Source organism: Streptomyces sp. NPDC058985 (assembly GCF_042740985.1).
Lineage (GTDB): Bacteria > Actinomycetota > Actinomycetes > Streptomycetales > Streptomycetaceae > Streptomyces.
The window spans coordinates 22,102-43,186 of the sequence record NZ_JBHYJX010000022.1 but is presented as its reverse complement, the minus strand read 5'-3'; the positions used below and the strand labels follow the sequence as shown (position 1 = coordinate 43,186).

The 21,085-nt window shown below is 72.3% G+C and carries 19 protein-coding genes; 15 read left to right on the top strand and 4 right to left on the bottom strand.

All coding sequences use genetic code 11. The features are described from left to right. Window positions 1–1,203, top strand: coding sequence for an acyl-CoA dehydrogenase family protein (locus tag ACFW01_RS20500; RefSeq protein WP_384505280.1), 1,203 nt, complete (start codon window positions 1–3; stop codon window positions 1,201–1,203). Here the strand turns inward: ACFW01_RS20500 and ACFW01_RS20495 are convergent. Both ACFW01_RS20495 and ACFW01_RS20490 read right to left on the bottom strand, forming a co-directional pair. Continuing rightward, a complete protein-coding gene (locus ACFW01_RS20495; protein ID WP_384505277.1) occupies window positions 1,200–2,414 on the bottom strand; it encodes a sugar ABC transporter permease in 1,215 nt (404 codons plus the stop codon). The two genes, ACFW01_RS20500 and ACFW01_RS20495, sit on opposite strands and share 4 nt — an antisense overlap. After that, window positions 2,411–3,529: an MFS transporter gene (locus ACFW01_RS20490; RefSeq protein WP_384505389.1), complete on the bottom strand. Its 1,119-nt coding sequence runs from the start codon at window positions 3,527–3,529 to the stop codon at window positions 2,411–2,413. The genes ACFW01_RS20495 and ACFW01_RS20490 overlap by 4 nt, the downstream gene beginning before the upstream one ends. Before the next feature lie 264 nt (window positions 3,530–3,793). Here ACFW01_RS20490 and ACFW01_RS20485 point away from each other — a divergent pair, with 264 nt between their 5' ends. The 7 genes from ACFW01_RS20485 to ACFW01_RS20455 all read left to right on the top strand — a co-directional run bounded on the left by ACFW01_RS20485 (window position 3,794) and on the right by ACFW01_RS20455 (window position 10,310). Further along, window positions 3,794–4,513, top strand: coding sequence for a hypothetical protein (locus ACFW01_RS20485; protein WP_234958119.1), 720 nt, complete (start codon window positions 3,794–3,796; stop codon window positions 4,511–4,513). 192 nt (window positions 4,514–4,705) lie between these two features. Beyond that, window positions 4,706–5,347: a sigma-70 family RNA polymerase sigma factor gene (locus ACFW01_RS20480; RefSeq protein ID WP_234958118.1), complete on the top strand. Its 642-nt coding sequence runs from the start codon at window positions 4,706–4,708 to the stop codon at window positions 5,345–5,347. A gap of 140 nt (window positions 5,348–5,487) precedes the next feature. After that, complete coding sequence (locus ACFW01_RS20475; protein ID WP_384505273.1) at window positions 5,488–6,276, top strand: hypothetical protein; 789 nt, start codon at window positions 5,488–5,490, stop codon at window positions 6,274–6,276. A gap of 152 nt (window positions 6,277–6,428) precedes the next feature. After that, window positions 6,429–7,025, top strand: coding sequence for a sigma-70 family RNA polymerase sigma factor (locus tag ACFW01_RS20470; protein WP_234958116.1), 597 nt, complete (start codon window positions 6,429–6,431; stop codon window positions 7,023–7,025). Window positions 7,026–7,255: 230 nt separating this feature from the next. Further along, window positions 7,256–7,510 (top strand): hypothetical protein, encoded by a 255-nt coding sequence (locus ACFW01_RS20465; protein ID WP_384505270.1) that lies wholly within the window; start codon window positions 7,256–7,258, stop codon window positions 7,508–7,510. Beyond that, on the top strand, window positions 7,510–9,801 hold the full coding sequence (locus tag ACFW01_RS20460) for a heavy metal translocating P-type ATPase (protein WP_384505267.1): 2,292 nt from the start codon (window positions 7,510–7,512) through the stop codon (window positions 9,799–9,801). Before ACFW01_RS20465 ends, ACFW01_RS20460 begins: the two co-directional genes overlap by 1 nt. Beyond that, entirely contained in the window at window positions 9,798–10,310 is a 513-nt protein-coding gene (locus ACFW01_RS20455) for a copper chaperone PCu(A)C (RefSeq protein WP_234958113.1), read from the top strand. The genes ACFW01_RS20460 and ACFW01_RS20455 overlap by 4 nt, the downstream gene beginning before the upstream one ends. A 145-nt stretch (window positions 10,311–10,455) precedes the next feature. Here the strand turns inward: ACFW01_RS20455 and ACFW01_RS20450 are convergent, their stop codons facing one another. Further along, the gene (locus tag ACFW01_RS20450) at window positions 10,456–11,082 is read right to left on the bottom strand and encodes a hypothetical protein (protein WP_234958112.1); all 627 of its coding nucleotides are present in this window, start codon (window positions 11,080–11,082) and stop codon (window positions 10,456–10,458) included. Between the two features lie 351 nt (window positions 11,083–11,433). Between ACFW01_RS20450 and hemL the strand changes: the two genes are divergently transcribed. The 7 genes from hemL (at window position 11,434) to ccsB (ending at window position 19,242) form a co-directional block, all read left to right on the top strand. Next, window positions 11,434–12,750, top strand: coding sequence for a glutamate-1-semialdehyde 2,1-aminomutase (gene hemL / locus ACFW01_RS20445; protein ID WP_234958111.1), 1,317 nt, complete (start codon window positions 11,434–11,436; stop codon window positions 12,748–12,750). After that, the gene (locus ACFW01_RS20440; RefSeq protein WP_384505263.1) at window positions 12,747–13,454 is read left to right on the top strand and encodes a histidine phosphatase family protein; all 708 of its coding nucleotides are present in this window, start codon (window positions 12,747–12,749) and stop codon (window positions 13,452–13,454) included. The genes hemL and ACFW01_RS20440 overlap by 4 nt, the downstream gene beginning before the upstream one ends. A 127-nt stretch (window positions 13,455–13,581) precedes the next feature. Then, window positions 13,582–14,880: a hypothetical protein gene (locus ACFW01_RS20435; RefSeq protein ID WP_384505260.1), complete on the top strand. Its 1,299-nt coding sequence runs from the start codon at window positions 13,582–13,584 to the stop codon at window positions 14,878–14,880. Window positions 14,881–14,946: 66 nt separating this feature from the next. Beyond that, a complete protein-coding gene (locus ACFW01_RS20430; protein ID WP_384505257.1) occupies window positions 14,947–15,582 on the top strand; it encodes a TlpA family protein disulfide reductase in 636 nt (211 codons plus the stop codon). Between the two features lies 1 nt (window position 15,583). Next, the gene (locus tag ACFW01_RS20425) at window positions 15,584–16,357 is read left to right on the top strand and encodes a cytochrome c biogenesis CcdA family protein (RefSeq protein ID WP_234958107.1); all 774 of its coding nucleotides are present in this window, start codon (window positions 15,584–15,586) and stop codon (window positions 16,355–16,357) included. Between the two features lie 3 nt (window positions 16,358–16,360). Then, window positions 16,361–18,103 carry a cytochrome c biogenesis protein ResB gene (locus tag ACFW01_RS20420; protein WP_384505253.1) on the top strand — a complete coding sequence of 581 codons (1,743 nt, stop codon included), beginning with the start codon at window positions 16,361–16,363 and terminating at the stop codon, window positions 18,101–18,103. Further along, complete coding sequence (ccsB, locus tag ACFW01_RS20415) at window positions 18,100–19,242, top strand: c-type cytochrome biogenesis protein CcsB (RefSeq protein WP_234958105.1); 1,143 nt, start codon at window positions 18,100–18,102, stop codon at window positions 19,240–19,242. Before ACFW01_RS20420 ends, ccsB begins: the two co-directional genes overlap by 4 nt. Window positions 19,243–19,371: 129 nt before the next feature. On the opposite strand, the gene ACFW01_RS20410 is transcribed toward ccsB, so the two are convergent. Next, window positions 19,372–20,796 (bottom strand): condensation domain-containing protein, encoded by a 1,425-nt coding sequence (locus ACFW01_RS20410; protein ID WP_384505250.1) that lies wholly within the window; start codon window positions 20,794–20,796, stop codon window positions 19,372–19,374. Between the last annotated feature and the right edge of the window lie 289 nt (window positions 20,797–21,085).

The following is a 21,085-nucleotide window of genomic DNA, read 5'->3' as shown; positions in this document are numbered from 1 at the left end:
GTGCTGGACGAGACGCTCGGTGACCCGCAGTGCCCTTCGGACGTACGGGAGTTGAGAGAGCGGGTCGCGGACTTCGTCCGCACCCGGGTCGTGCCCGGTGAACGGGTTCTGGACGGTGGTGGTCCGGACGCGGCCCGGACGCTGCACCGACTGCGTCAGGAGGCCAAGGACCACGGCCTGTGGGCGCTGCCTCTCCCGGTCGAGCTGGGCGGTCAAGGGCTTGGACTGCGGTCGTATGCCCATGTCGCGGAGGCGGAGGGCGCCAGTGACCACGGGCCGGCGGCCCTCGGGTCGGATTCCCTGCTGGACGCGCTCATGCTGTGGCGACACGGCGGTCCACGCGTCCGCGAGCGGTACCTGGCGCCGCTGGTCGCCGGAGAGCTGCGGGCCGGTTACGCGATGACGGAGCCGGAGGTCCCGGGCACCGATCCGTTCCTCACCGCCACCCGTGCCGTTGAGACCGAGACCGAGGCTGAGGCCGAGGGCGAGGGCGGCTGGCGGGTGACGGGGAGCAAGTGGTTCGTCAGCGGGGGCGACGCCGCCGACCTCGTCACCGTCCTCGCCCGCACGGACGGGCAGCCCCCGCAACGGGAGGGCCTGTCACTCCTGCTGGTCCCGGCCGGCTCTCCCGGCTTCCGGGTGGTGCGCGAGCTGCCCGTGCTGGGGGCGGCCGGACAGGTGGAGATCGCACTCGACGGAGTCGCGGTGGACGCCGACCACCTGATCGGCGAACGCGGCAAGGCCCTCGCCGTCGCCGCCGAACGGCTCCAGCTCGGCCGGACCCTGCGCTGCCTGCGCTGGCTCGGTCAGGCCGCCCGCGCCTTCGACCTCATGCGGGAACGCGCCGTCACCCGCTCCCGCTCCCGCGGCCCCCTCGGCGACCTGCAACTCGTCCAGCGCCACGTCTTCGAGTCACTGCTCGCCCTGCGGACGACCCGGCCGTTGGTCCACGAGGCCGTGGCGCGGCTGGACGTGGGCGTCGACGCCCACGTGGAGGTGGGGCTGGCCAAGGTCGCTGCCGCTCGTACGCTCCAACTGGTGGCCGACGCGGCGATACAGGTCCACGGCGCGGCCGGTCTCGGACCGGACACCGCGCTGCCCGCCCTGTTCCGTACGGGACGCGCGGCCCGCATTCTCGACGGACCCGACGAACTGCACATCACCTCCGTGGCACGGCGTGTGCTGCGCGCGGAGCAGGTCTAACCGGCGTGCCCGTCCACCCGGCCGGTGAGTTCCGCGAGGGCGTAGGCCAGGAAGAAGTCGCCCCAGATCAGCTCGTGCCGCACGGCGGTTCCGGCTCCGAGGTCGTAACAGCCGTCCAGGAGGCGGCCGTCGGCGGTCAGGTGCCGCTCGACCAGCGTTTCCAGGATGCCTGCGGCCCGGTCCCGATGGCCCAGCCGCAGCAGCGCGAGCGCGGTGATGGCGGCGGCTGAGGTGTCGAGGGGGCCGGCGGGGCGGGCGGTGTCGGCGAGCGGCACGGAACGGGCCGGCACCAACGCGTCGGCGAGTCCGGCAAGCGCGTCGTCGCCCAGCAGAGGGGCGCCCTCGGCAACGGCGAGCAGCAGCCACGCCGGACCACGGCTCCAGCCCGGCGCCGGGTCGGCACAGGAGGTCCAGCCGGTCGCCTCGGTGTGCCGCCAGGACCAGGACGGCGACCGGGAGTTCTGGCACAGGTCGAGGTGGCGGCGCAGATGCGAGGCGGCGGCCTCCGCGTCCACCGTGGCCAGCAGCGGCACCATGCCGGGTACGCCGTCCACGCGGGCCATCAGCCTCGGCCCGCCGAACGCCGACCCCCACGGCACGAGGCCCAGCTCCGGGTCGAAGGCGTCCCGGCAGGCCCGAGCGGCCCGGTCCCGAATCCGTGCCCCGTCATCGGCGAAGAGGGTGCCGTACCAGAAGATCAGTCCGCGGGTGGAGGTGTCCGCCTCGATCCAGCGGGCCAGTCCGGCGGTGCACGCCCGCGCGGCCTCCCGGTCGGAGGGGGCGCCGCTGTGCCGGGCGAGCAGCCACAGCAGTCCGGCCCAGAAGCCGCCGGTCCAGGAGCCACGCGCGGTGGTCTTCCACCGGCCGGAGCCGGGGTCCGCGTGGAGAGGGAACCGTTCGCCGGCTTCGGTACGGGTGGCGGCGGCCCTGGCGAGGACGGAGCCGAGCGCCGAGGCGGCCCACTCGGGCGCGGTGTCCGGGTCCGTGCGGTTGGCCCGCTGTTCCTCGGGGGCGGTGGCCGGGTCCGTGCGGTTGGCCCGCTGTCCCTCGGGGGCGGTGTCGGGTCCCGTGCGGCCGGCCCGCTGTCCCTCGGGCGCGGTGCCTGGTCCCGTGCGGTCGGCCCGCTGTCCCTCGGGGGCGGTGTCCGGGGCCGTGCGGTTGGCCCGTCGTTCCTCGGGGGACCGGGCGGCCCCCTCCGCGTCCGCCCTCACCCCCGCACCACCGGCCGGCGTTCCCGCGCGGCCCACAGCAGCGCCACCAACCCGGCCCCCGCGAACTCGGCCGCCACGAGGAGCCAGCCACCTCCGTACCGGCCCGCCTCGGCCAGCACCCCGAACAGCGGTGGACCGATCGCGAATCCGGCGAAGAAACCGGCGGAGACCAGCGCGGAGTCCTGCCCGGCCCGGCCCGGCGCCGCGCGCTGCATGACGAGCACCATCGACACCGCGTTCGCCGCCACGGCGAACACCCCGACGGCCGGGGCCGCCGCCCACACCAGCGGGCCGGCGGTTGCCGAGCCGACCAGGAGCAGGGCCGCCGCCACCGCTGAGAGGGCGAGCGAACCCGGCAGCCAGACCGCCCGTTCGGGCCGCCCGGCCACCTTCGACCAGCCCAGCCGCCCCACGATCCCGGAGACGCCGAGCACGGCCACCAGCGCCCCTGCCGCCGTGGGACCCAGCCCCAGACGCTCGGTGCCGTACAGCGACAGGTAGGTGTTGACCGAGGCGATACCGCAGCCGAGCAGCAGCGAGAACACCATCAGCCAGGCGATCATCCCGCGCGGGACCCGGACCGTCGGGGTGGACTTCGCGGGCGGGTCGGCGGGCAGGGCGCGGGCCGCCCACACGGCGGCCACCGCCGCCGCACCCGCAGCGGTCCACACGGCGCCCCGCCACCCGGTGAGGCCGGCCAGCGCCGCGAGCGGCAACCCCGCCGCGAACGCTCCCAGTTGTACCCCCGACTGCTTCATGCCGGTCACCGAACCGCGCCGCGCGGGCGGAACGGCGGCGAGGATCGCCTTGTTCGTGGCCGGGTTGGCCAGCGCCTGCGGCACACCACCGAGCGCGACGGCGGCCAGCAGGAAGCCGGAGCCCGGAGCCGTGCCGATCAGTGCCAGCGCGACGGCGGCCACGGCAAGGAGGGCCACGAGGCAGCGACGGGGCCCCACCCGGTCCACCACCCGGCCGCCGACCGGGGAGAGCACGGCCGCCGTGGTGAACCCGACGGTGGTCGTCAGCCCGAGCACCGTCGCTGACACGCCGAGGTCCGCGACGAGTCGCGGGCCGAGGGCCCCGAGCAGGAACAACTGCATCATCGAGAAGGCCATGGCGCACGTCAGCAGCGTGGTCAGCGGCCCCGCCGCCCCTTCGGGCGCTCCCTCGGCCGCCCGGCCTGCCCCGCCTCGACCGACTTGCCCCGCCCGTCCCGTCGTCACAGACACACCTCCTTGGAGGAGGTGGTCGAAGGCAACCTCGCCCGGGTTCCCGCGGTGTGACGTGACGTGAATCACCATGAGCGGGTTGAGTGGTGGACTGGGCAACTTTGCGTACTGCCACAGGACGGTGCGCCGAAAATGCAAGGATGAGCCGCCATGAGTGCTGGGTGGTGTCTCCGCACGACACGGGCCGCGGTGTTCGCGGCCGTCTGCGTGCTGCTCGCCGCCCTGGGGCACGTCATGATGTCCGGCCTCTCCGTGCCCTGGTGGTCTCTCGCAGCCGGGGTGGTGACGTGCGGCGGGACGGGATGGTGCCTGGCCCGCCGGGAGCGCGGGCTGCTTCTCGTCTCCTCCGTCGCGGTGGTGGCCCAGTCGGCACTGCACGCGTGGTTCTCCTACGCCCAGGCGCTGTCCGCGCCTTCCCTGTCCATGGGCGGTACGGCTGACGACGTGCTCCCCACGCTCTCCGCAGCCTCCGCGGGGCACACCGGTCATGCCATGCACTCCATGAGCCATGGCGGGCCCGCCATGGAGCCGGCGGACGGCATGGACCCCATGACTGGGGTGGACCCCATGACTGGGGTCGACCACATGATGGGCGGTGGGATGGGCGCGGGCATGCTCGTGGCTCACCTGCTGGCCGCCCTGCTGAGCGGCCTGTGGCTCGCTCACGGCGAACGGGCGGCCTTCCGCATCCTGCGGGCCGTCACCGGATGGCTGGCCGCCCCACTGCGACTGCTCCTCGCCCTCCCCGCGGCGCCACACCGCCCGCGCCTCCTCCCGCGCCGTGGCCGCACGGACCGCCGTCCACGCCGGCTGCTTCTGGTGTACGCGATCACCTCCAGGGGCCCACCGACGGGAACCGCTGTCCGCTGAGACAGCCGGCTCCCCGACACCGTCCTGGGCCAGTCGAGCCCGGACGGCTTCGGGCACCGGGAGTACGCCGTGATCCAGGCGTACTTCCGCCGTCCCCCGCCCCTGCCGGACCCGGGGTGTGCCTCACGGCTGCCCGGTCCGGTCTCCGGATGTCCGCGTGCCGGCCCTCCGGACCCTCGACAAGGACACCAGGTGATCAGTCCAGTTCTGTCTGCCGCATGTGCCAGGACCCAGCAGCCGCCCAGAACACCTGAGGAAGGGAGGTCTCCCGACGAGCTGATAACGACCTGGGCGCTCAGCGCCCGCGGTGGTGATCCGGAAGCTGTCGAGAGGTTCGTCCGCGCTCTCCAGCGAGACGTCCGGCGCTTCGTCGGGTATCTCAGTGCCGACCCGCAGGCCGCCGACGACCTGGCTCAGGACACCTTCCTGCGGGCACTGGGCAGCCTGCACCGCTTCGAGGGCCGGTCCTCTGCCCGTGTCTGGATGCTGTCCATCGCACGCCGGGCGGTGATCGACAGTTACCGGTACGCGTCCGCCCGGCCGCGTCTGGCCGACACCGACGACTGGCAGGCCGCCGCCGAGCGAGCCCAGGAGCGCGGACTGCCCGGCTTCGACGACGGTGTCGCGTTGTCCGAACTGCTGGACGCGCTGCCCGCCGAGCGCCGGGAGGCATTCGTTCTCACCCAGCTCCTCGGTCTCCCCTACGCGGAGGCGGCCGAACTCAGCGGCTGTCCGGTCGGCACGGTCCGGTCACGTGTCGCCCGGGCCCGTGCCGCGCTGCTGGATTTGCTGCACGAGGCGGAACGCGCCGACCCGGTGGGGACGCCGGCCTGACCGGACGCCCGGCACACGGCTCACAGCAGGCCGGCGAGAGCCGTGCGTCCGGGCTGGGCGGGACTCGGTGCCTGCCGCGCGCCGGGCAGGTGGCATCCCCGGTGACGGCGCTGGTCCGCCGAGTGCCAGGATGGGGCGCCATGTCAGTCGGTGGGCTTCTGCGAGTGCTGCGGGCCGCGGTGTTCGCGGCCGTCTGCGTGGTGCTCGCCGCCCTCGGACACGTGTTGATGTCGGAGGAGGGGCTGCCCTGGTGGGTGCTCGTCTCCGGCACCTTGGTGGTCGGCGCCGTCGGTTGGGCCTTCGCGGCCCGTGAGCGGCGCCGCCGTACGGTGGCCGGTCTGACCGTCGCCGCGCAGACCGGCCTGCACGTCGCCTTCACGCTCGCCCAGTCCGGCGACCGGCCGGTCGCGGCGCCCGGGACGACGCAGTCCCTTCGGCAGTGGGCCGACCACTTCCTGTGCGGTGCGGCTCCGACGCCCGCGCAGGCCGCCCGGGCTTACGACATCGCCGTGGCGGCGGGGCTGCCCCACGCGGATCACGTGACCGCTCACGGCGCCCACGACGTGGCCCCGGCGAGCCACGCCATGCCGGCGATGACCGGCATGGGTGGCATGGACGGCATGCATGGCATGCACGGCATGACGCACATGGCCGGCTCGTCCTCGTGGGGGATGCTGGCCGCCCACGTGCTGGCCGCGGTCCTGTGTGGACTCTGGCTGGCCCAGGGCGAGAGCGCGGCCTTCACGTTGGTCCGCGCCTGCGCCGACCGCGCGTTCGTGCCGTTGCGGCTGGTGCTGGCCGTACTCTGCCCGCCTCCCGCTCTGCCCTCCTTCCGGCCGGCTCCCCGGTCGAGGGGGCGACTGCGGCAACTCCTGCTCGTCCACATCCTCGCCACCCGGGGACCTCCCGGGGAGACCGCTGTCGTCTGACAGCCGGATCACCGCCACCGCCTTGCGTGCGGGGGCGGTCTCCCGTCCGCCCTCTCACGCGGCCGGGTCTCCCCAACACCCGTGCGACGGCCTACGACGCCCCGCGTCGATTCCGGCCGGTGCGCACGGGATTCAGGAAGGACCACAGGACCATGACCCCTGCCCTGCCCACCGTGACCGACGAGACGGTCACCGCATGGGCCCTCGCCGCCGCCGACGGCGACAGTGAAGCGGTCGACCGCTTCGTCCGGGCACTCCAACGCGACGTGCGCCGCTTCGTCACGTACCTCGCCGACGACGCGCAGGCGGCGGACGACCTGACCCAGGACACGTTCCTGCGCGCCTTGACGGCACTTCCCCGGTTCGAGGGACGTTCCTCGGCACGCGTCTGGCTGCTGTCGATCGCCCGCCGGACCGTCATCGACAGCCTGCGCCGCGCCGCATGCCGTCCCCGCACCGCGGGGACCGACGACTGGCAAGCCGCGGCCGAACGCGCTCAGCCGGCCGGACTGCCCGGCTTCGACGAGGGCATCGCCCTCATGGAGCTGGTCGATGCCCTCCCCGGTGACCGCCGTGAGGCGTTCGTGCTGACCCAACTCCTCGGCCTGCCGTACGCCGAGGCCGCCGAAGTGAGCCGGTGCCCGGTCGGCACGGTGCGTTCCCGGGTGTCCCGGGCCCGGGCCGCCCTGGCCGAGTGGGCGGCGGAGGAGTCCGCCACCCGCCACTCGGTGGAACTCGCCGCGGCCTGACGAGACCACCAGGCGCCCCCCCCGGACCGATGTCCGCTGCCCTGTGGCAGCGGACATCGCGTGCCGTCAGCCCTCAAGACCGGCCAGTGACGGGCATCACACTCACCCTGGGGAACTGGCACACCAACGACCCCGACTGGTGTACCGGCACGGCACGGCACGGAACGCCATGGCGCGGCTCGCTCCAGCGGCAGCCGCAGGACGTGCGACGCGATCGGGAGAGTCGACAGATGGCGCAGACACGGCAATCCGCCTCCGGCGCACCGGCCGGCCTCCTGCGCCGGCTACTGCCCCCTCCCGCCCTGTGCGGGTTCCTCGTGCTGCTGGCCCTGCTGTTCGCCGCCTCCTACGCCGTCGGCCGGGGTCTCGGCCCCGTCGCCCCCGGGATGCACGGCCCCGGCATTACCCAGGACGGTCACGAGGGCGGCGGCATGGACGCGGAGGACGACGACATGGGCGGCATGAACCACGGGAGCGGACACTGATGGCCGGCGAACCGGCATCCGTGCAGGAGGTGACCGACCTCTCGGTCGGCGGCATGACCTGCGCGGCCTGCGTGAAGCGGGTGGAGAAGAAGCTGGCCAGGCTGGACGGCGTCACCGCGAGCGTGAACCTGGCCACCGGGCGGGCCCGCGTGCACCATCCGCCCGAGGTACGTCCCGAGCAGCTCGTCACCGCCGTCGAGCAGGCCGGATACACCGCCGCGCTGCCCGAGCCGCCCGAAGAACGACGCCGCGAGGATGATGACGCCGCGGAGACGGAGGCCGGGCAGGAACGCGAACGGCTGACGGTCACCGTCCTGCTGGCCGTCCCCGTGCTGGTGCTGTCGATGGTGCCCGCCTGGCAGTTCCGCAACTGGCAGTGGCTGTGCTTCGTGCTCGCCGCGCCCGTCGTGGTCTGGGGCGCCCGGCCCTTCCACCAGCGGGCGGCGCGGGCCCTGCGGCATTCGGCGTCGACCATGGACACCCTGGTCTCGCTGGGCACCCTGGCCTCGTTCGCCTGGTCCTGCTACGCCCTGTTCTTCGGCGGAGCGGGCGATCCGGGCATGCGGATGCCCTTCAGCCTGGTGCCGACCGCCTCGGACGGCGTCGCCCACATCTACCTGGAAGCCGCCGTCGGCGTCCCCCTGTTCGTCCTGGCGGGCCGGTATCTGGAGGCACGGGCCCGACGCGGCACCGGAGCCGCCTTGCGTTCACTGGCGGAACTGGCCGCCAAGGAGGTCGCCGTACGCGACGACACGGGTGAGCGTCTCGTCGCCATCGGGGATCTCCGGGTGGGCCAGATCTTCGTCGTCCGGCCCGGGGAACGCGTGGCCACCGACGGCACGGTCGCCGAAGGCAGTTCGGCCGTCGACCTCTCCCTGGTCACCGGAGAGAGCGAGCCGGCCGAGGTCGGGCCCGGCGCCGCCGTGATCGGCGGTTCCGTGAACGTCGGCGGCCTGCTGGCAGTGCGGGCCACCGCGGTCGGGGCCGACACACAACTGGCCCGCATCACCCACCTGGTGACCGAGGCCCAAGCCGGCAAGGCGCGGGCACAGCGCCTCGCCGACAAGGTCGCCGGCGTCTTCGTACCGGTCGTGCTGACCCTGGCCGCGACGGTCCTGGGATTCTGGCTCGGCGCGGGGGCCGACCCGCAGGCCGCGATCACCGCCTCCGTGGCCGTCCTGGTCGTCGCCTGTCCCTGCGCCCTCGGCCTTGCCACCCCGACCGCCCTGATGGCAGCCACCGGCCGTGGCGCTCAACTGGGCGTCCTGGTCAGCGGCCCGCAGGCCCTGGAAGGACTCCAGCACATCGACGCCGTGGTGCTCGACAAGACCGGAACCCTCACGTCCGGGCACATGAGCGTCGCCCGGGTCACAGCCGCGCCCCGGGGCATCGGCGAGGACCAGGTGATCAGGCTCGCGGGCGCGGTGGAGCGGGGCTCCGAACACCCACTGGGACAGGCCGTCACGGCCTGTGCCCGGCGCGCCGCACCGGCCGGGACGCTGCCGGACGTGACCGGCTTCGCCGCTCTGCCGGGACGCGGTGTGCGCGGCGAGGTCGAGGGACGGCTCGTGGAAGTCCTGGCACCGGACGACGAACTGCCCGCACCCCTGGCCGAGGCGCTGTCCGCCGCCGAGACGGCCGCCCGCACACCCGTCATGGTCCGCGTCGACGGAGTGACCGAGGCGCTCATCGAGATCGGAGACGTACTGCGACCGGGCAGCTACCGGGCCGTGGACCGGCTCCGCCGCCTGGGCGTACGTCCGGTGCTGGCCACCGGAGACCGCGAGGCGCCCGCCCGAGCCGTCTCCACGGCCCTGCGCATCGACGATGTCCACGCCCGCTGCACCCCCGAGGACAAGGCCCGACTCGTCCGGGAACTGCAGGAAGAGGGCTGCCGGGTCGCCGTCGTCGGCGACGGCGTCAACGACGCCGCGGCCCTGGCCGGAGCCGACCTGGGCATCGCCATGGGCACCGGTACCGACGTGGCGATCGGAGCCGCCGACGTCACCCTCGTGCGCGGAGACATCGACGCCCTCGCGGACGCCGTCCGCCTCTCCCGCAGCACGCTGGCGACGATCCGCGTCAACCTGCTGTGGGCCTTCGGCTACAACGTCGTGACCGTACCCCTCGCCATGGTCGGACTGCTCAACCCGATGCTGGCGGCCGTCGCCATGTCCGCCAGCTCACTCCTCGTGGTGGGCAACAGCCTGCGGCTGCGCGCCTGGCAGCCGTCACCGGCCCGCGGCCGCAGACCGTCCGCGTCGCCGGCCAGGACGGAGACCCCTCGATGACACTTCCCACCTGGGCGCCCACCCGGCGTCGGCTCGCGGACACCGCCCTGGCCGCCCTGGCGCCGGTCTGCGCCTGCGTGCTGGCCCTGGGCGGTCTGGCGGTCTGGACCGCTACGGGCAACGCCGGCACGCCCGCCCGCATCGCTGTCGCTGACGCGCGGCTCTTCCTCCCCTCCCGGGGAGTGCCGGAGACAGCGGCGTTCTTCCGGATCAGCAACACCGGTGGCGCTCGGGACCGCCTGCTGGAGGTGACCTCGCCCGACGTCTCCGAGGGCATCTCCCTCAGCAGCCACCGGATGACCGCCGGCGGAGCGGCCTACCGACAGCCGGCCGACTCCCTGCCGGTTCCCGCGGGCGGCACCCTCGACATGACGCCGCTCAGCAACGACGTGACCGTCCCGGCCGCGGCGGGCTGGGAGATCGGCGACCTGGTGCCCTTCACGCTCCACTTCGAGCACAGCGGACGAGTGGAGGTCCCGGCGGTGGTCGTCCGGCCCGTGTCCGAGTGACCACGAGGCGTGAGAGGGCCGGCAGTGAGCAGTCGCCGAACGCCGTGTCCGAGTTCCTTGGCAGGACGTGGATCACCCGCGCGGGTGAGGACCGACCGGCCGGCGCCACCGCGGGCACATCTCTCCTCGCGAGATCGATGTGCCCTCAGGGCCATACAAGGCAGTACGGCTGATGCCCCGCCTCATGCAGCCGATGGCTGAAGTCCTGCCACTCGTGCAGCAACTGGTACACGTTGAACGCGTCCCGCGGCCCGCCCCGGTCCGGGACCGTCGACCAGATGAAGGCCGCCGCGCCGACCGCTTCCTCGCCGATGCCGCGCAGGGGGTCGACGACGGTCATCGGGAGTTTCACCACCGCGTAGTCGGGGTGGAGGACGACCAGTTCCAGCGGGGGGACCTTGTGCAGGGGCACGCCCTCGATGCCGGTGAGGACCATGGCGGCCATGGTCTCCGGCTTGATCTTGGTGAACATGCCGTTCATCCCGAGCTCGTCGCCGCCGAGCTCCTCGGGGCGCATCGAGATCGGGACGCGGGCCGCGGTCGCGCCGTCGGGCGCGCCGAAGTATTTGTAGGTCACCCCCACCCGACCACCATTCCTGCTCTCCGCCCCCGGCCGGTCGGCGTGCCGTGCGTCCCGGTCGGGCTCGCTCGGTGTGCCGTGTGTCTGACGTGCTTCGGACGCTTCCTCCGCCTCGCGTCGGTGCCTTCCCCGCCGGGCACGTCGAGGACCCAGGTCGTCGGTCCCCTCGCCCAGTCCGCCACCGCGATGCATATCTCCACCCGACTGCTTTTCTAGGACGCGTGGCCCCCGCCGCGCAACCCGATCATCGTGTCAGTGACCTCCCCCACGGCCGCTCGCCGAAACGTGCGGTGAAACATCTGTCCGTCACGAGTCCGCGGGACGGTCGGCAGCCACGCCCGCGCCGCCTCATTGAGCTGCGTGGACGGGCTCCAGTCTGGCAGACGGCACGGCGATCGGGGCGGTTGTCTACCCTTGTCAAGGTCACCCTGGGCAACCAGAGGCCGGGCCGGGGCCGATCAGGGTCCGCGCATGGCCCGGGCGGGGGCCACGCAGAGTCCGATTCGTCAGAGAAGGTCGAGAAGGTCGGAGAAGTCGCAGGTCATGAGCGAACTGGCATATCCATACGAAGCACCGGCCTCGCAGGCTCTGTTCGACCGCGCGGCGGCCGTCACACCCGGCGGCGTGAACTCCCCGGTGCGCGCCTTCCGTGCGGTCGGCGGCACGCCGCGGTTCATGGTGTCCGGCACCGGGCCGTACCTGACCGACGCGGACGGGCGCGAGTACGTCGACCTCGTCTGCTCCTGGGGCCCGATGATCCTCGGGCACGCCCACCCCGAGGTGATCGCCGCCGTGCAGGAGGCGGTCGCGCGCGGCACCTCCTTCGGTACGCCCGCCGAGGGTGAGGTCGCCCTCGCCGAGGCGATGGTCGAGCGGGTCGCGCCGCTGGAGGAGGTGCGGCTGGTCTCCAGCGGGACCGAGGCGACCATGTCGGCCATCCGGCTCGCCCGCGGGTTCACGCGGCGCACCAAGGTGATCAAGTTCGCCGGGTGCTACCACGGCCACGTCGACTCGCTGCTGGCCGCCGCCGGCTCCGGCGTCGCCACCTTCGCGCTCCCCGACACCCCCGGCGTCACCGGCGCCCAGGCGAGCGACACGATCGTGCTGCCGTACAACGACCTGGAGGCCGTGCACGCCGCCTTCGCCGCGCACCCCGGCGAGATCGCCTGCGTGATCACCGAGGCGTCCCCCGGCAACATGGGCGTCGTGCCGCCGCTGCCCGGGTTCAACCAGGGGCTGAAGGACGCGTGCGCCGCCAACGGCGCGCTGTTCGTCTCCGACGAGGTCATGACCGGGTTCCGGACCAGCCGTGCCGGGTGGTACGGCGTGGAGGGCGTCGTCCCCGACCTCATGACCTTCGGCAAGGTCATGGGCGGCGGGTTCCCCGCCGCGGCCTTCGGCGGGCGCGCCGACGTCATGGCGCACCTCGCCCCGGCCGGCCCCGTCTACCAGGCCGGCACCCTCTCCGGAAACCCCGTCGCCACCGCCGCCGGCCTCGCCCAGCTGCGGCTCCTCGACGACGCGGCGTACGAGACGGTCGACGCCGTGTCGCAGCAGATCCAGGGGCTCGTCACCGAGGCGCTGAGCAAGGAGGGCGTCACGCACACGCTGCAGAACGCCTCCAACATGTTCTCCGTGTTCTTCACCGACCGGCCGGTCATCAACTACGAGGACGCCAAGGCGCAGGAGTCCTTCCGGTTCACCGCGTTCTTCCACTCGCTCCTCGCGAACGGCGTCTACCTGCCGCCGTCCTCCTTCGAGTCCTGGTTCGTCTCCACCGCCCACGACGAGCGGGCCGTCCAGCGCATCGCCGACGCCCTCCCGGCGGCGGCCCGCGCGGCCGCGGAGGCGACGGCATGAGCGGGGCGAGCGAGACGAGCGAGACGCGCGACGACGACCTCACCGTCGTCCACGTGATGCGGCACGGCGAGGTCGAGAACCCCACCGGCGTCCTCTACGGACGGCTGCCCGGCTACCACCTCTCCGAGCTGGGCCGGCGGATGGCCGACCGGGTCGCCGAGCACCTCGCCCCCCGCGACGTGACCTACGTCGTGGCCTCCCCGCTGGAGCGGGCGCAGGAGACGGCGACCCCGATCGCCAAGTCGCACGGCGTCGACCTCGACACCGACGCGCGGCTCATCGAGGCCGGCAACGTCTTCCAGGGCAAGACCTTCGGCATCGGGGACGGCGCGCTGCGCCGGCCCGGCAACTGGAAGCACGTGGTCAACCCGTTCCGGCCGTCCTGGGGCGAGCCGTACGTCGACCAGGTCGTCCGGATGAAGGGCGCGCTGGACGCGGCCCGCGACCGGGCCCGCGGCCACGAGGCCGTGATCGTCAGCCACCAGCTGCCGATCTGGATCCTGCGCTCGTACGTCGAGCGGCGGCGGCTGTGGCACGACCCGCGCAAGCGGCAGTGCACGCTGGCGTCCCTGACGACGTTCACGTACCGCGGCGACCGCATCGTCTCCGTCGGCTACACCGAGCCTGCCCGCGACCTCGTCCCCGCCCACCTCCTCGCGGGCGCCAAGCCCGTCAAGGGGCAGGGCAAGGCGTACGGCGCCTGACCTGTCGGTATGCCCCGGTGCGGGGTGTGACGCCCGTTACCGAATCCGCACAGGTTTTCGCGAACCCGCCCGTTCGTCGCGTCCTCTCACAGGGTGACCACCCAAGGACGCGACGAACGAGGTTGCGATGCGCACTTCCAACCGCACTCTCACCCGCAGGGGGATGCTCGGACTCGGCGCCGGCGCCGCGGCGGCCGTCGGCCTCGCGGGCTGCGGCTCCGGTTCCCACCAGTCGGCGGCCGGCTCGCACCAGGCCGGTGACTCCGGGAAGCCCTCACCCTCCGGCAGCGGCGAGGCCCCGGCGAAGCCGATCGGCGACGGCTCCACGTCGTACACCGGCAAGCAGCCGCACCAGCCGGACGCGCCGGTGCCGTTGGAGCCCGGCCAGACGCCCCCGCAGTTCGTCGTCTTCTCCTGGGACGGCGCCGGCGAGGTCGGCAACGGCCTCTTCCCGCGCTTCCTCGACCTCGCGCGCGAGCACGACGCGCACATGACGTTCTTCCTCTCGGGCCTGTACCTGCTGCCCGAGTCGAAGAAGCGCCTCTACGACCCGCCGAACAACCCGCGCGGCGCCTCCGACATCGGCTACCTCACCGACGCCCACATCAAGGACACGCTGGAGAACGTCCGCCGGGCCTGGCTGGACGGCCACGAGATAGGCACCCACTTCAACGGCCACTTCTGCGGGGGCGGCGGCTCGGTCGGCAACTGGACGTCCGCGCAGTGGCGCAGCGAGATCGACCAGGCCAAGTCCTTCGTCAAGGAGTGGCGGACCAACAGCGGCTGGACCGACCTGCCGTCCCTGCCCTTCGACTACGACAAGGAACTCGTCGGCGGCCGCACGCCCTGTCTGCTCGGCCAGGACAACCTGCTGCCCACCGCCCGCGAGCTGGGCTGGCGCTACGACGCCTCCTCGCCCGGCGGCCGCCAGGTGTGGCCGGCCAAGAAGGACGGCGTCTGGGACTTCCCGCTGCAGCAGATACCGTTCCCCGGGCACTCCTTCGAGGTCCTCTCGATGGACTACAACATCCTCGCCAACCAGTCGGTCAACTCGACCAAGGCCCCCGCCCACAACTACCCGGGCTGGCGCGAACAGGCCACGAACGCGTACATATCCGGCTTCAAGCGGGCGTACGAGACGAACCGGGCACCCTTCTTCATAGGCAACCACTTCGAGGAGTGGAACGGCGGCATCTACATGGACGCCGTCGAGAACGTCCTGGGGCACGTCGCACGGGAGAAGGAGAAGGGCGAGGACATCCGGCTCGTCTCCTTCCGCCAGTTCACCGACTGGATGGACGTGCAGAAGCCGGAGGTGCTGGCCAAGCTGCGCACCGTCGAGGTGGGACAGCGGCCGGCCGGCGGCTGGAACGCCTTCCTCAAGGACGCGCCGGCCACCGCGGGAGCACCCTCGAACGCCGCCTGAAATGCGGGTTTCGGGCGGTGAGGGGGGTGCGCAAGATCCTCGGAACGGACATGCGAAACTTTTCACATGAGTGCCGCCAGCCGCGCCCCCCTGCGCTCGAACCGCACCTCCGTCCGCCTGAGAGGGCGTGCCGTCCTCGCCGTCGGCACCGCCGCCGCGGCGCTGCTCGTGTCCGCGTGCAGCTCCGGCGGCACCTCGGGCGGCGGCGGCCAGACGGGCTTCATCACCGGCTCGGACGGCATCGCCACCGCCAAGCAGGGTGAGCGCGCCGACGCCCCCGAGCTGTCCGGCAAGACCGTCGACGGCGGACAGGTCGACGTCGCCGACTTCAAGGGCAAGATCGTCGTCCTCAATGTCTGGGGCTCCTGGTGCGGGCCCTGCCGCGCCGAGGCCAAGAACCTGGAGGCGGTCTACAAGGACACCAAGGACCAGGGCGTCCAGTTCGTCGGCATCAACACCCGCGACACCTCCACCGGCCCGGCCCGCGCCTTCGAGAAGGACTACGGGATCACCTACCCGAGCCTGTACGACCCGACCGGCAAGCTGATGCTCCGCTTCGAGAAGGGCACCCTCAACCCGCAGGCCATCCCCTCGACGCTCGTCATAGACCGCGAGGGCAAGGTCGCCGCGCGCACGCTCCAGGCGCTCAGCGAGGAGAAGCTGCGCAAGATGCTCGACCCGTTCCTCCAGCCGGAGAAGTGACGTGTCGACAGCGATCACCCTCGCCGAGGCGGCGGGCAGCAACAGCACGGTGCTCAACGGCGCTCTGCTGGTGGCCCTCCCCATCGCCCTGCTCGGCGGCCTCGTCTCCTTCTTCTCTCCCTGCGTTCTGCCCCTCGTACCCGGCTATCTCTCCTACGTGACCGGGGTCACCGGCACCGACCTCGGTGAGGCGCGGCGCGGTCGGATGGTGGCGGGTGCGTCCCTCTTCGTCGTCGGCTTCACCGCGGTGTTCGTCTCGGGCGGAGCGCTGTTCGGCTACTTCGGCTACACGCTCCAGGAGAACCGGGGCGTCCTGACCAAGGTGCTCGGCGCCTTCATGATCCTCATGGGCGTCTTCTTCATGGGCCTGATGCCCTGGCTCACCCAGCGGGAGTTCCGCTTCCACCGAAGGCCCGTCAGCGGTCTGGTCGGCGCCCCCGTCCTCGGTGCTCTGTTCGGCATCGGCTGGACCCCGTGCATCGGCCCGACCTTGTCCTCGGTGCTGGTGCTCTCCTCGCAACAGGGCACCGCCGGCCGCGGCGCGATACTGACCGTCGCCTACTGCCTCGGCCTCGGTGTCCCCTTCGTCCTCGCCGCGGTCGCCTTCCGCAAGGCGCTCGGCGCCTTCGGCTGGATCAAGCGGCACTATGTCTGGGTGATGCGCGTGGGTGGCGTCATGATGATCGCGACCGGCCTGCTGCTGGTCACCGGCGCGTGGGACGCCATCGTGCAGGACATGCAGACATGGTCCAACGGCTTCACTGTGGGGATCTGACCGATGAGCAAGACGACAACGGGCGAGACCCCGACAGCCACCGACGAAGGAGAGCTCGGCGCCGCCGGCTCCCAGCTCTCCACCGCGCCGAAGGAGGAGGCCCCGAACCTCCCCTCGCTCGGCGTGATCGGCTGGGCCCGCTGGTTCTGGCGCCAGCTCACCTCCATGCGCGTCGCGCTGCTGCTCCTCCTGCTGCTGTCGCTGGGCGCGATCCCCGGGTCGCTGATCCCGCAGGACGGCGTCGACGCGATGAAGGTCGAGGAGTTCCGCCAGAACCACGACATCCTGGCGCCGGTCTACGACAAGCTCGGCCTCTTCCACGTCTACAGCTCGGTGTGGTTCTCCGCGATCTACATCCTGCTGTTCGTCTCCCTCATCGGCTGCATCGTCCCGCGCACCTGGCAATTCGTCGGCCAGCTCCGCGGCCGTCCGCCGGGCGCCCCGCGCCGCCTGGACCGGCTGCCCGCCTACACCAGCTGGCGCACCGGGGCCGAGCCCGAGGAGGTCCGCGAGGCCGCGCTGACGCTGCTGAAGAAGCGCCGCTTCCGCGCCCACGCCGTCGGCGACGCCGTCGCGGCCGAGAAGGGCTACCTGCGGGAGGTCGGCAACCTCGCCTTCCACATCGCGCTGATCGTGATGCTGATCGCCTTCGCGTGGGGCCAGCTGTTCAAGTACGAGGGCAACAAGCTGATCCTGGAGGGCGACGGCTTCGCCAACACCCTCACCCAGTACGACGACTTCAAGTCCGGGAACCTCTTCGGCCAGGACCAGCTCGACCCGTTCAGCTTCACCCTGAAGGACTTCCGCGGCACCTACGAGCCGACCGGCCCCAACCGCGGCACCCCGCGGATCTACGAGGCCCACGTCACGTACAGCGAGGGTGCCGACGGCGCCGAGAAGACCAGGACCATCAAGGTCAACAAGCCGCTGGAGATCGAGGGCTCCAAGGTCTACCTCGTCAGCCACGGCTACGCCCCCGTCGTCACCGTCAGGGACGCCAAGGGCAACGTCGTCACCGACAAGCAGGCCGTGGCCCTGCTGCCGCTGGACTCCAACGTCACGTCCTCCGGCGCCATCAAGGTCATGGACGGCTACCGCAACGCGAAGGGCGTCAAGGAGCAGCTCGGCTTCAACGCGTTCTTCCTGCCGACGTACGGCGGCGAGGACAGCGGGATGCGCTCCACCTTCCCGGCACTGATCAACCCGAGGCTCGCGCTCTCCGCCTACCACGGCGACCTCGGTGTCGACGCGGGCTTCCCGCAGAGCATCTACCAGCTCGACAGGACCAACCTGAAGGAGTTCAAGGACTCCGACGGCAAGCTGTTCAAGAAGCGGCTGAAGGTCGGCGAGACCATGACCCTCCCGAACGGCGCCGGCTCGGTCACCTTCGACGGCATCCACGAGTGGGCCGGCTTCCAGGTCACCCAGCAGCCCGGCAGCGGCTGGGCCCTCGGCGGCGCCGTCGTCGCCATCCTCGGCCTGGCCGGCTCCCTGTTCATCCAGCGCCGCCGCGTCTGGGTGCGGGCCGTGCGCGGCGCCGACGGCGTCACGGTCGTCGAGATGGCGGGCCTCGGCCGCAGCGAGTCCGCGAAGGTCCCCGAGGAACTGGGCGACCTGGCCGGGGTCCTCTACGACCAGGCACCGGACGCGCCGAAGAACGACGTGCCGAAGAACGACGACGACACCCCCGATTCCCCGGGTTCTCCCGACACCCACGCCGTACCTGCCGAAGGGGCTGAGAAGTGACTCTCGCCGCCGCAACCGAGTTGGCCGCCGCGACCAACGAGAATCTCGCGAACGTCAGCAACACGCTGATCTACTCGTCGATGGCCGTCTACACCCTGGCCTTCTTCGCGTACATCGCCGAGTGGCTCTTCGGCAGCCGCAGCAAGGTCGGCCGTACCGCCGCCGCGCTCACCGCCACCGACGGGACCAAGGCGGCCAAGGGGAAGTCCGGTCCGGCCGTCACCGTGAACAAGGCCGGCGGCACCGCCGTACTGGAGCGCCCCGAGGTCGTCGTCCGCGCCGCCTCCGGCTCCCGCGACGTGCCCGACGGTCCCGGCGCGCACGGCGGCACCGAGCAGGGCGACCTGTACGGCCGGATCGCCATCTCGCTCACCCTCCTCGCCTTCGCCATCGAGGCGGGCGGCGTCCTCACCCGCGCCCTGTCCGTGGAGCGGGCGCCGTGGGGCAACATGTACGAGTTCAACATCACGTTCACCACGACGGCCGTCGGCGTGTACCTGGTGCTGCTCGCCCTGAAGAAGAACGTCCGCTGGCTGGGCCTGCCCCTGATCACCACGGTCCTGCTCGACCTCGGCCTCGCCGTCACGGTCCTCTACACCGCCAGCGACCAGCTCGTCCCGGCCCTGCACTCGTACTGGCTGTACATCCACGTCTCCACCGCGATCTTCTGCGGCGCGGTCTTCTACGTGGGCGCGGTCTCCACGATCCTGTACCTCTTCAAGGACTCGTTCGAGAACAAGCTCGCCTCCGGCGGCACCCCCGGCCGCTTCGCCAACTCGGTCCTGGACCGGCTGCCCTCTGCCGCCTCCCTCGACAAGTTCGCCTACCGCGTCAACGCCGCCGTCTTCCCGCTGTGGACGTTCACGATCATCGCGGGCGCGATCTGGGCGGGCGACGCCTGGGGCCGCTACTGGGGCTGGGACCCCAAGGAGACGTGGTCCTTCATCACCTGGGTCGCCTACGCCTGCTACCTGCACGCCCGCGCCACCGCCGGCTGGAAGGGCCGCAAGGCCGCCTGGCTGGCCCTGATCGCCTTCGGCTGCTGGCTGTTCAACTACTACGGCGTCAACATCTTCGTCTCCGGCAAGCACTCGTACGCGGACGTGGGCCTGGGCGCCCTCCAGTCGGTGGGCTTCTGACCAAGGCGCCGCGCAAGGCCGGTTCCCGTGACCCAGAGCACCGGGACCGGCCTTTCGCGTGCCGTCCGGAGACGGGAGGCGTGCGCGCGGCCGCCGCCGACGTACGCCTGCGCGCGGGGAGGGTTTCCCTCACCCGCGGCTGGGGGCCCTCGGTACCGGGCCGGAGCGGGCCACGCCCCTGACGACGTCCCGCAGGCGCTCGACGTACAGCCGCAGGTTCTTGTGCGCCACGTCGGTGTCCGGGTAGCGGCTGGCGAACCAGAGGCCCTCGGGGAGCCGGGTGACCCACGCGCACACCTGGTCGCCGTACGAGACCCGGAGCAGGGCGTACGCCGACTGGTCCGGCCAGTGGCCGGCACCGGGGACGTCGCGGGCGTCGACGTACGAGACGATCGAGTACAGGTCGGGCGAGGTCGGCCGGAAGTCCGTGCCGAGCAGGCGCAGCACCCGGTCGATCGGCATGCGGGACAGCCGCCGGTTGGCCTGGAGTTCGGCGCGTACGGTGCGCAGGGCGCTCGGGAAGTCGTGCGCCCCCGCCACCGGGACCTCGATCGGGGCGCCGCCCACGTACCAGCCCACGGACTCCGACCACTGGGAGCGGGACCGGGTGTGGAAGGGGACGACGGTGCGGTAGACGGGCTCGCCGCCGATCTCGTGGACGATCAGCGCGGTCGCGGCGAGGACGCCGACCAGGCTGCCGCCGTACGGGCGGCAGTACGCCTCGAAGGCGGCGGCGTCGTCCGCGTCCACCAACGGCTCGCGCAGCATGTGCTGTTCGGGCAGCGTGCCGCCCGGCTCGACCCCGAGGTCGACGGGGAAGGACGGCAGCCGCCCGTCGCACCGCTGGATGAACTCCCGCCAACGGGCGACGATGTCGTGGCTGCCGTCGATCCGGTCCGCGTCGGCCCGCTCGGCCTCGCAGAAGTCGACGTAGGAGCCGACGCGGGGCCGCGGCACGCTCCGGCCCGCGACGCCGGCCGCGTACAACTCGCCCACCTCGGCGGGGATCCGGTAGATGGAGTACGCGTCGACGTTGCTGTGGTCGAAGGCCATGTAGACGCTGACGCCGTCCTCGCGGACGACCGCCGTGTAGATGAGGTTGGGCCAGCGCAGCGCGTCCGCGACCCGGTCGAAGCGGTCCTGGAGGTGGCGGGCGAGGGCGGTCGCGTCCGGGAAGTCGCCGACGTCCTCGCGGTGCAGGGACACGGAGTCGGCGTCGAGGGTGAACCGCCGCATGTCGTCACCGTTCTCGCCGCCCCACCGGAAGCCGCTGCGCAGGGTCTCGTGCCGCAGGGTCCAGGTGCGCAGCGCCTCCTGGAGCACGTCGAGGTCGACCGGGCCGGGGATGTCGAAGGCCGCGCCGAGCCAGGTCGGCACGAACAGCCCGTCCTCGCGCACCGATCGGGCCGTGCGGATGTGCGACTCCTGGATATAGGCGGGTGGTCGCGCGTCCTCGGGCAGCGCCGCCGCGATGTCGAGCGTCCTGGGACTGAGCGTCCACTCGACGAGGCGCCCGGGCCGGATCTCGCAGCGGTGGATGTCGGTCATTCGCACGAGGGGTCTCCGTTCGCAGATGTAACAGACCCGACCAAGGGAATGCCGCTTTTACGACCGCACACCCGCCGTGTCGCCACGGTTCAACGGAACGGATGGCCTTTCGAACGGGGGTACGCCTATTCTCCGATCGGTTCCCAGCCGACGACCCGGCCGCAGCGGCGGCACCGGTGGAGCAGCACGTGGCCGCCGCCGAACGCCGTCCCCGCCGACCGGAATCCCGCACCTTCCTGATCCGCGTGTGGGCGCACCGGGTGGCGGCTGCATCGGCTTCGGCACGGTATCCGGC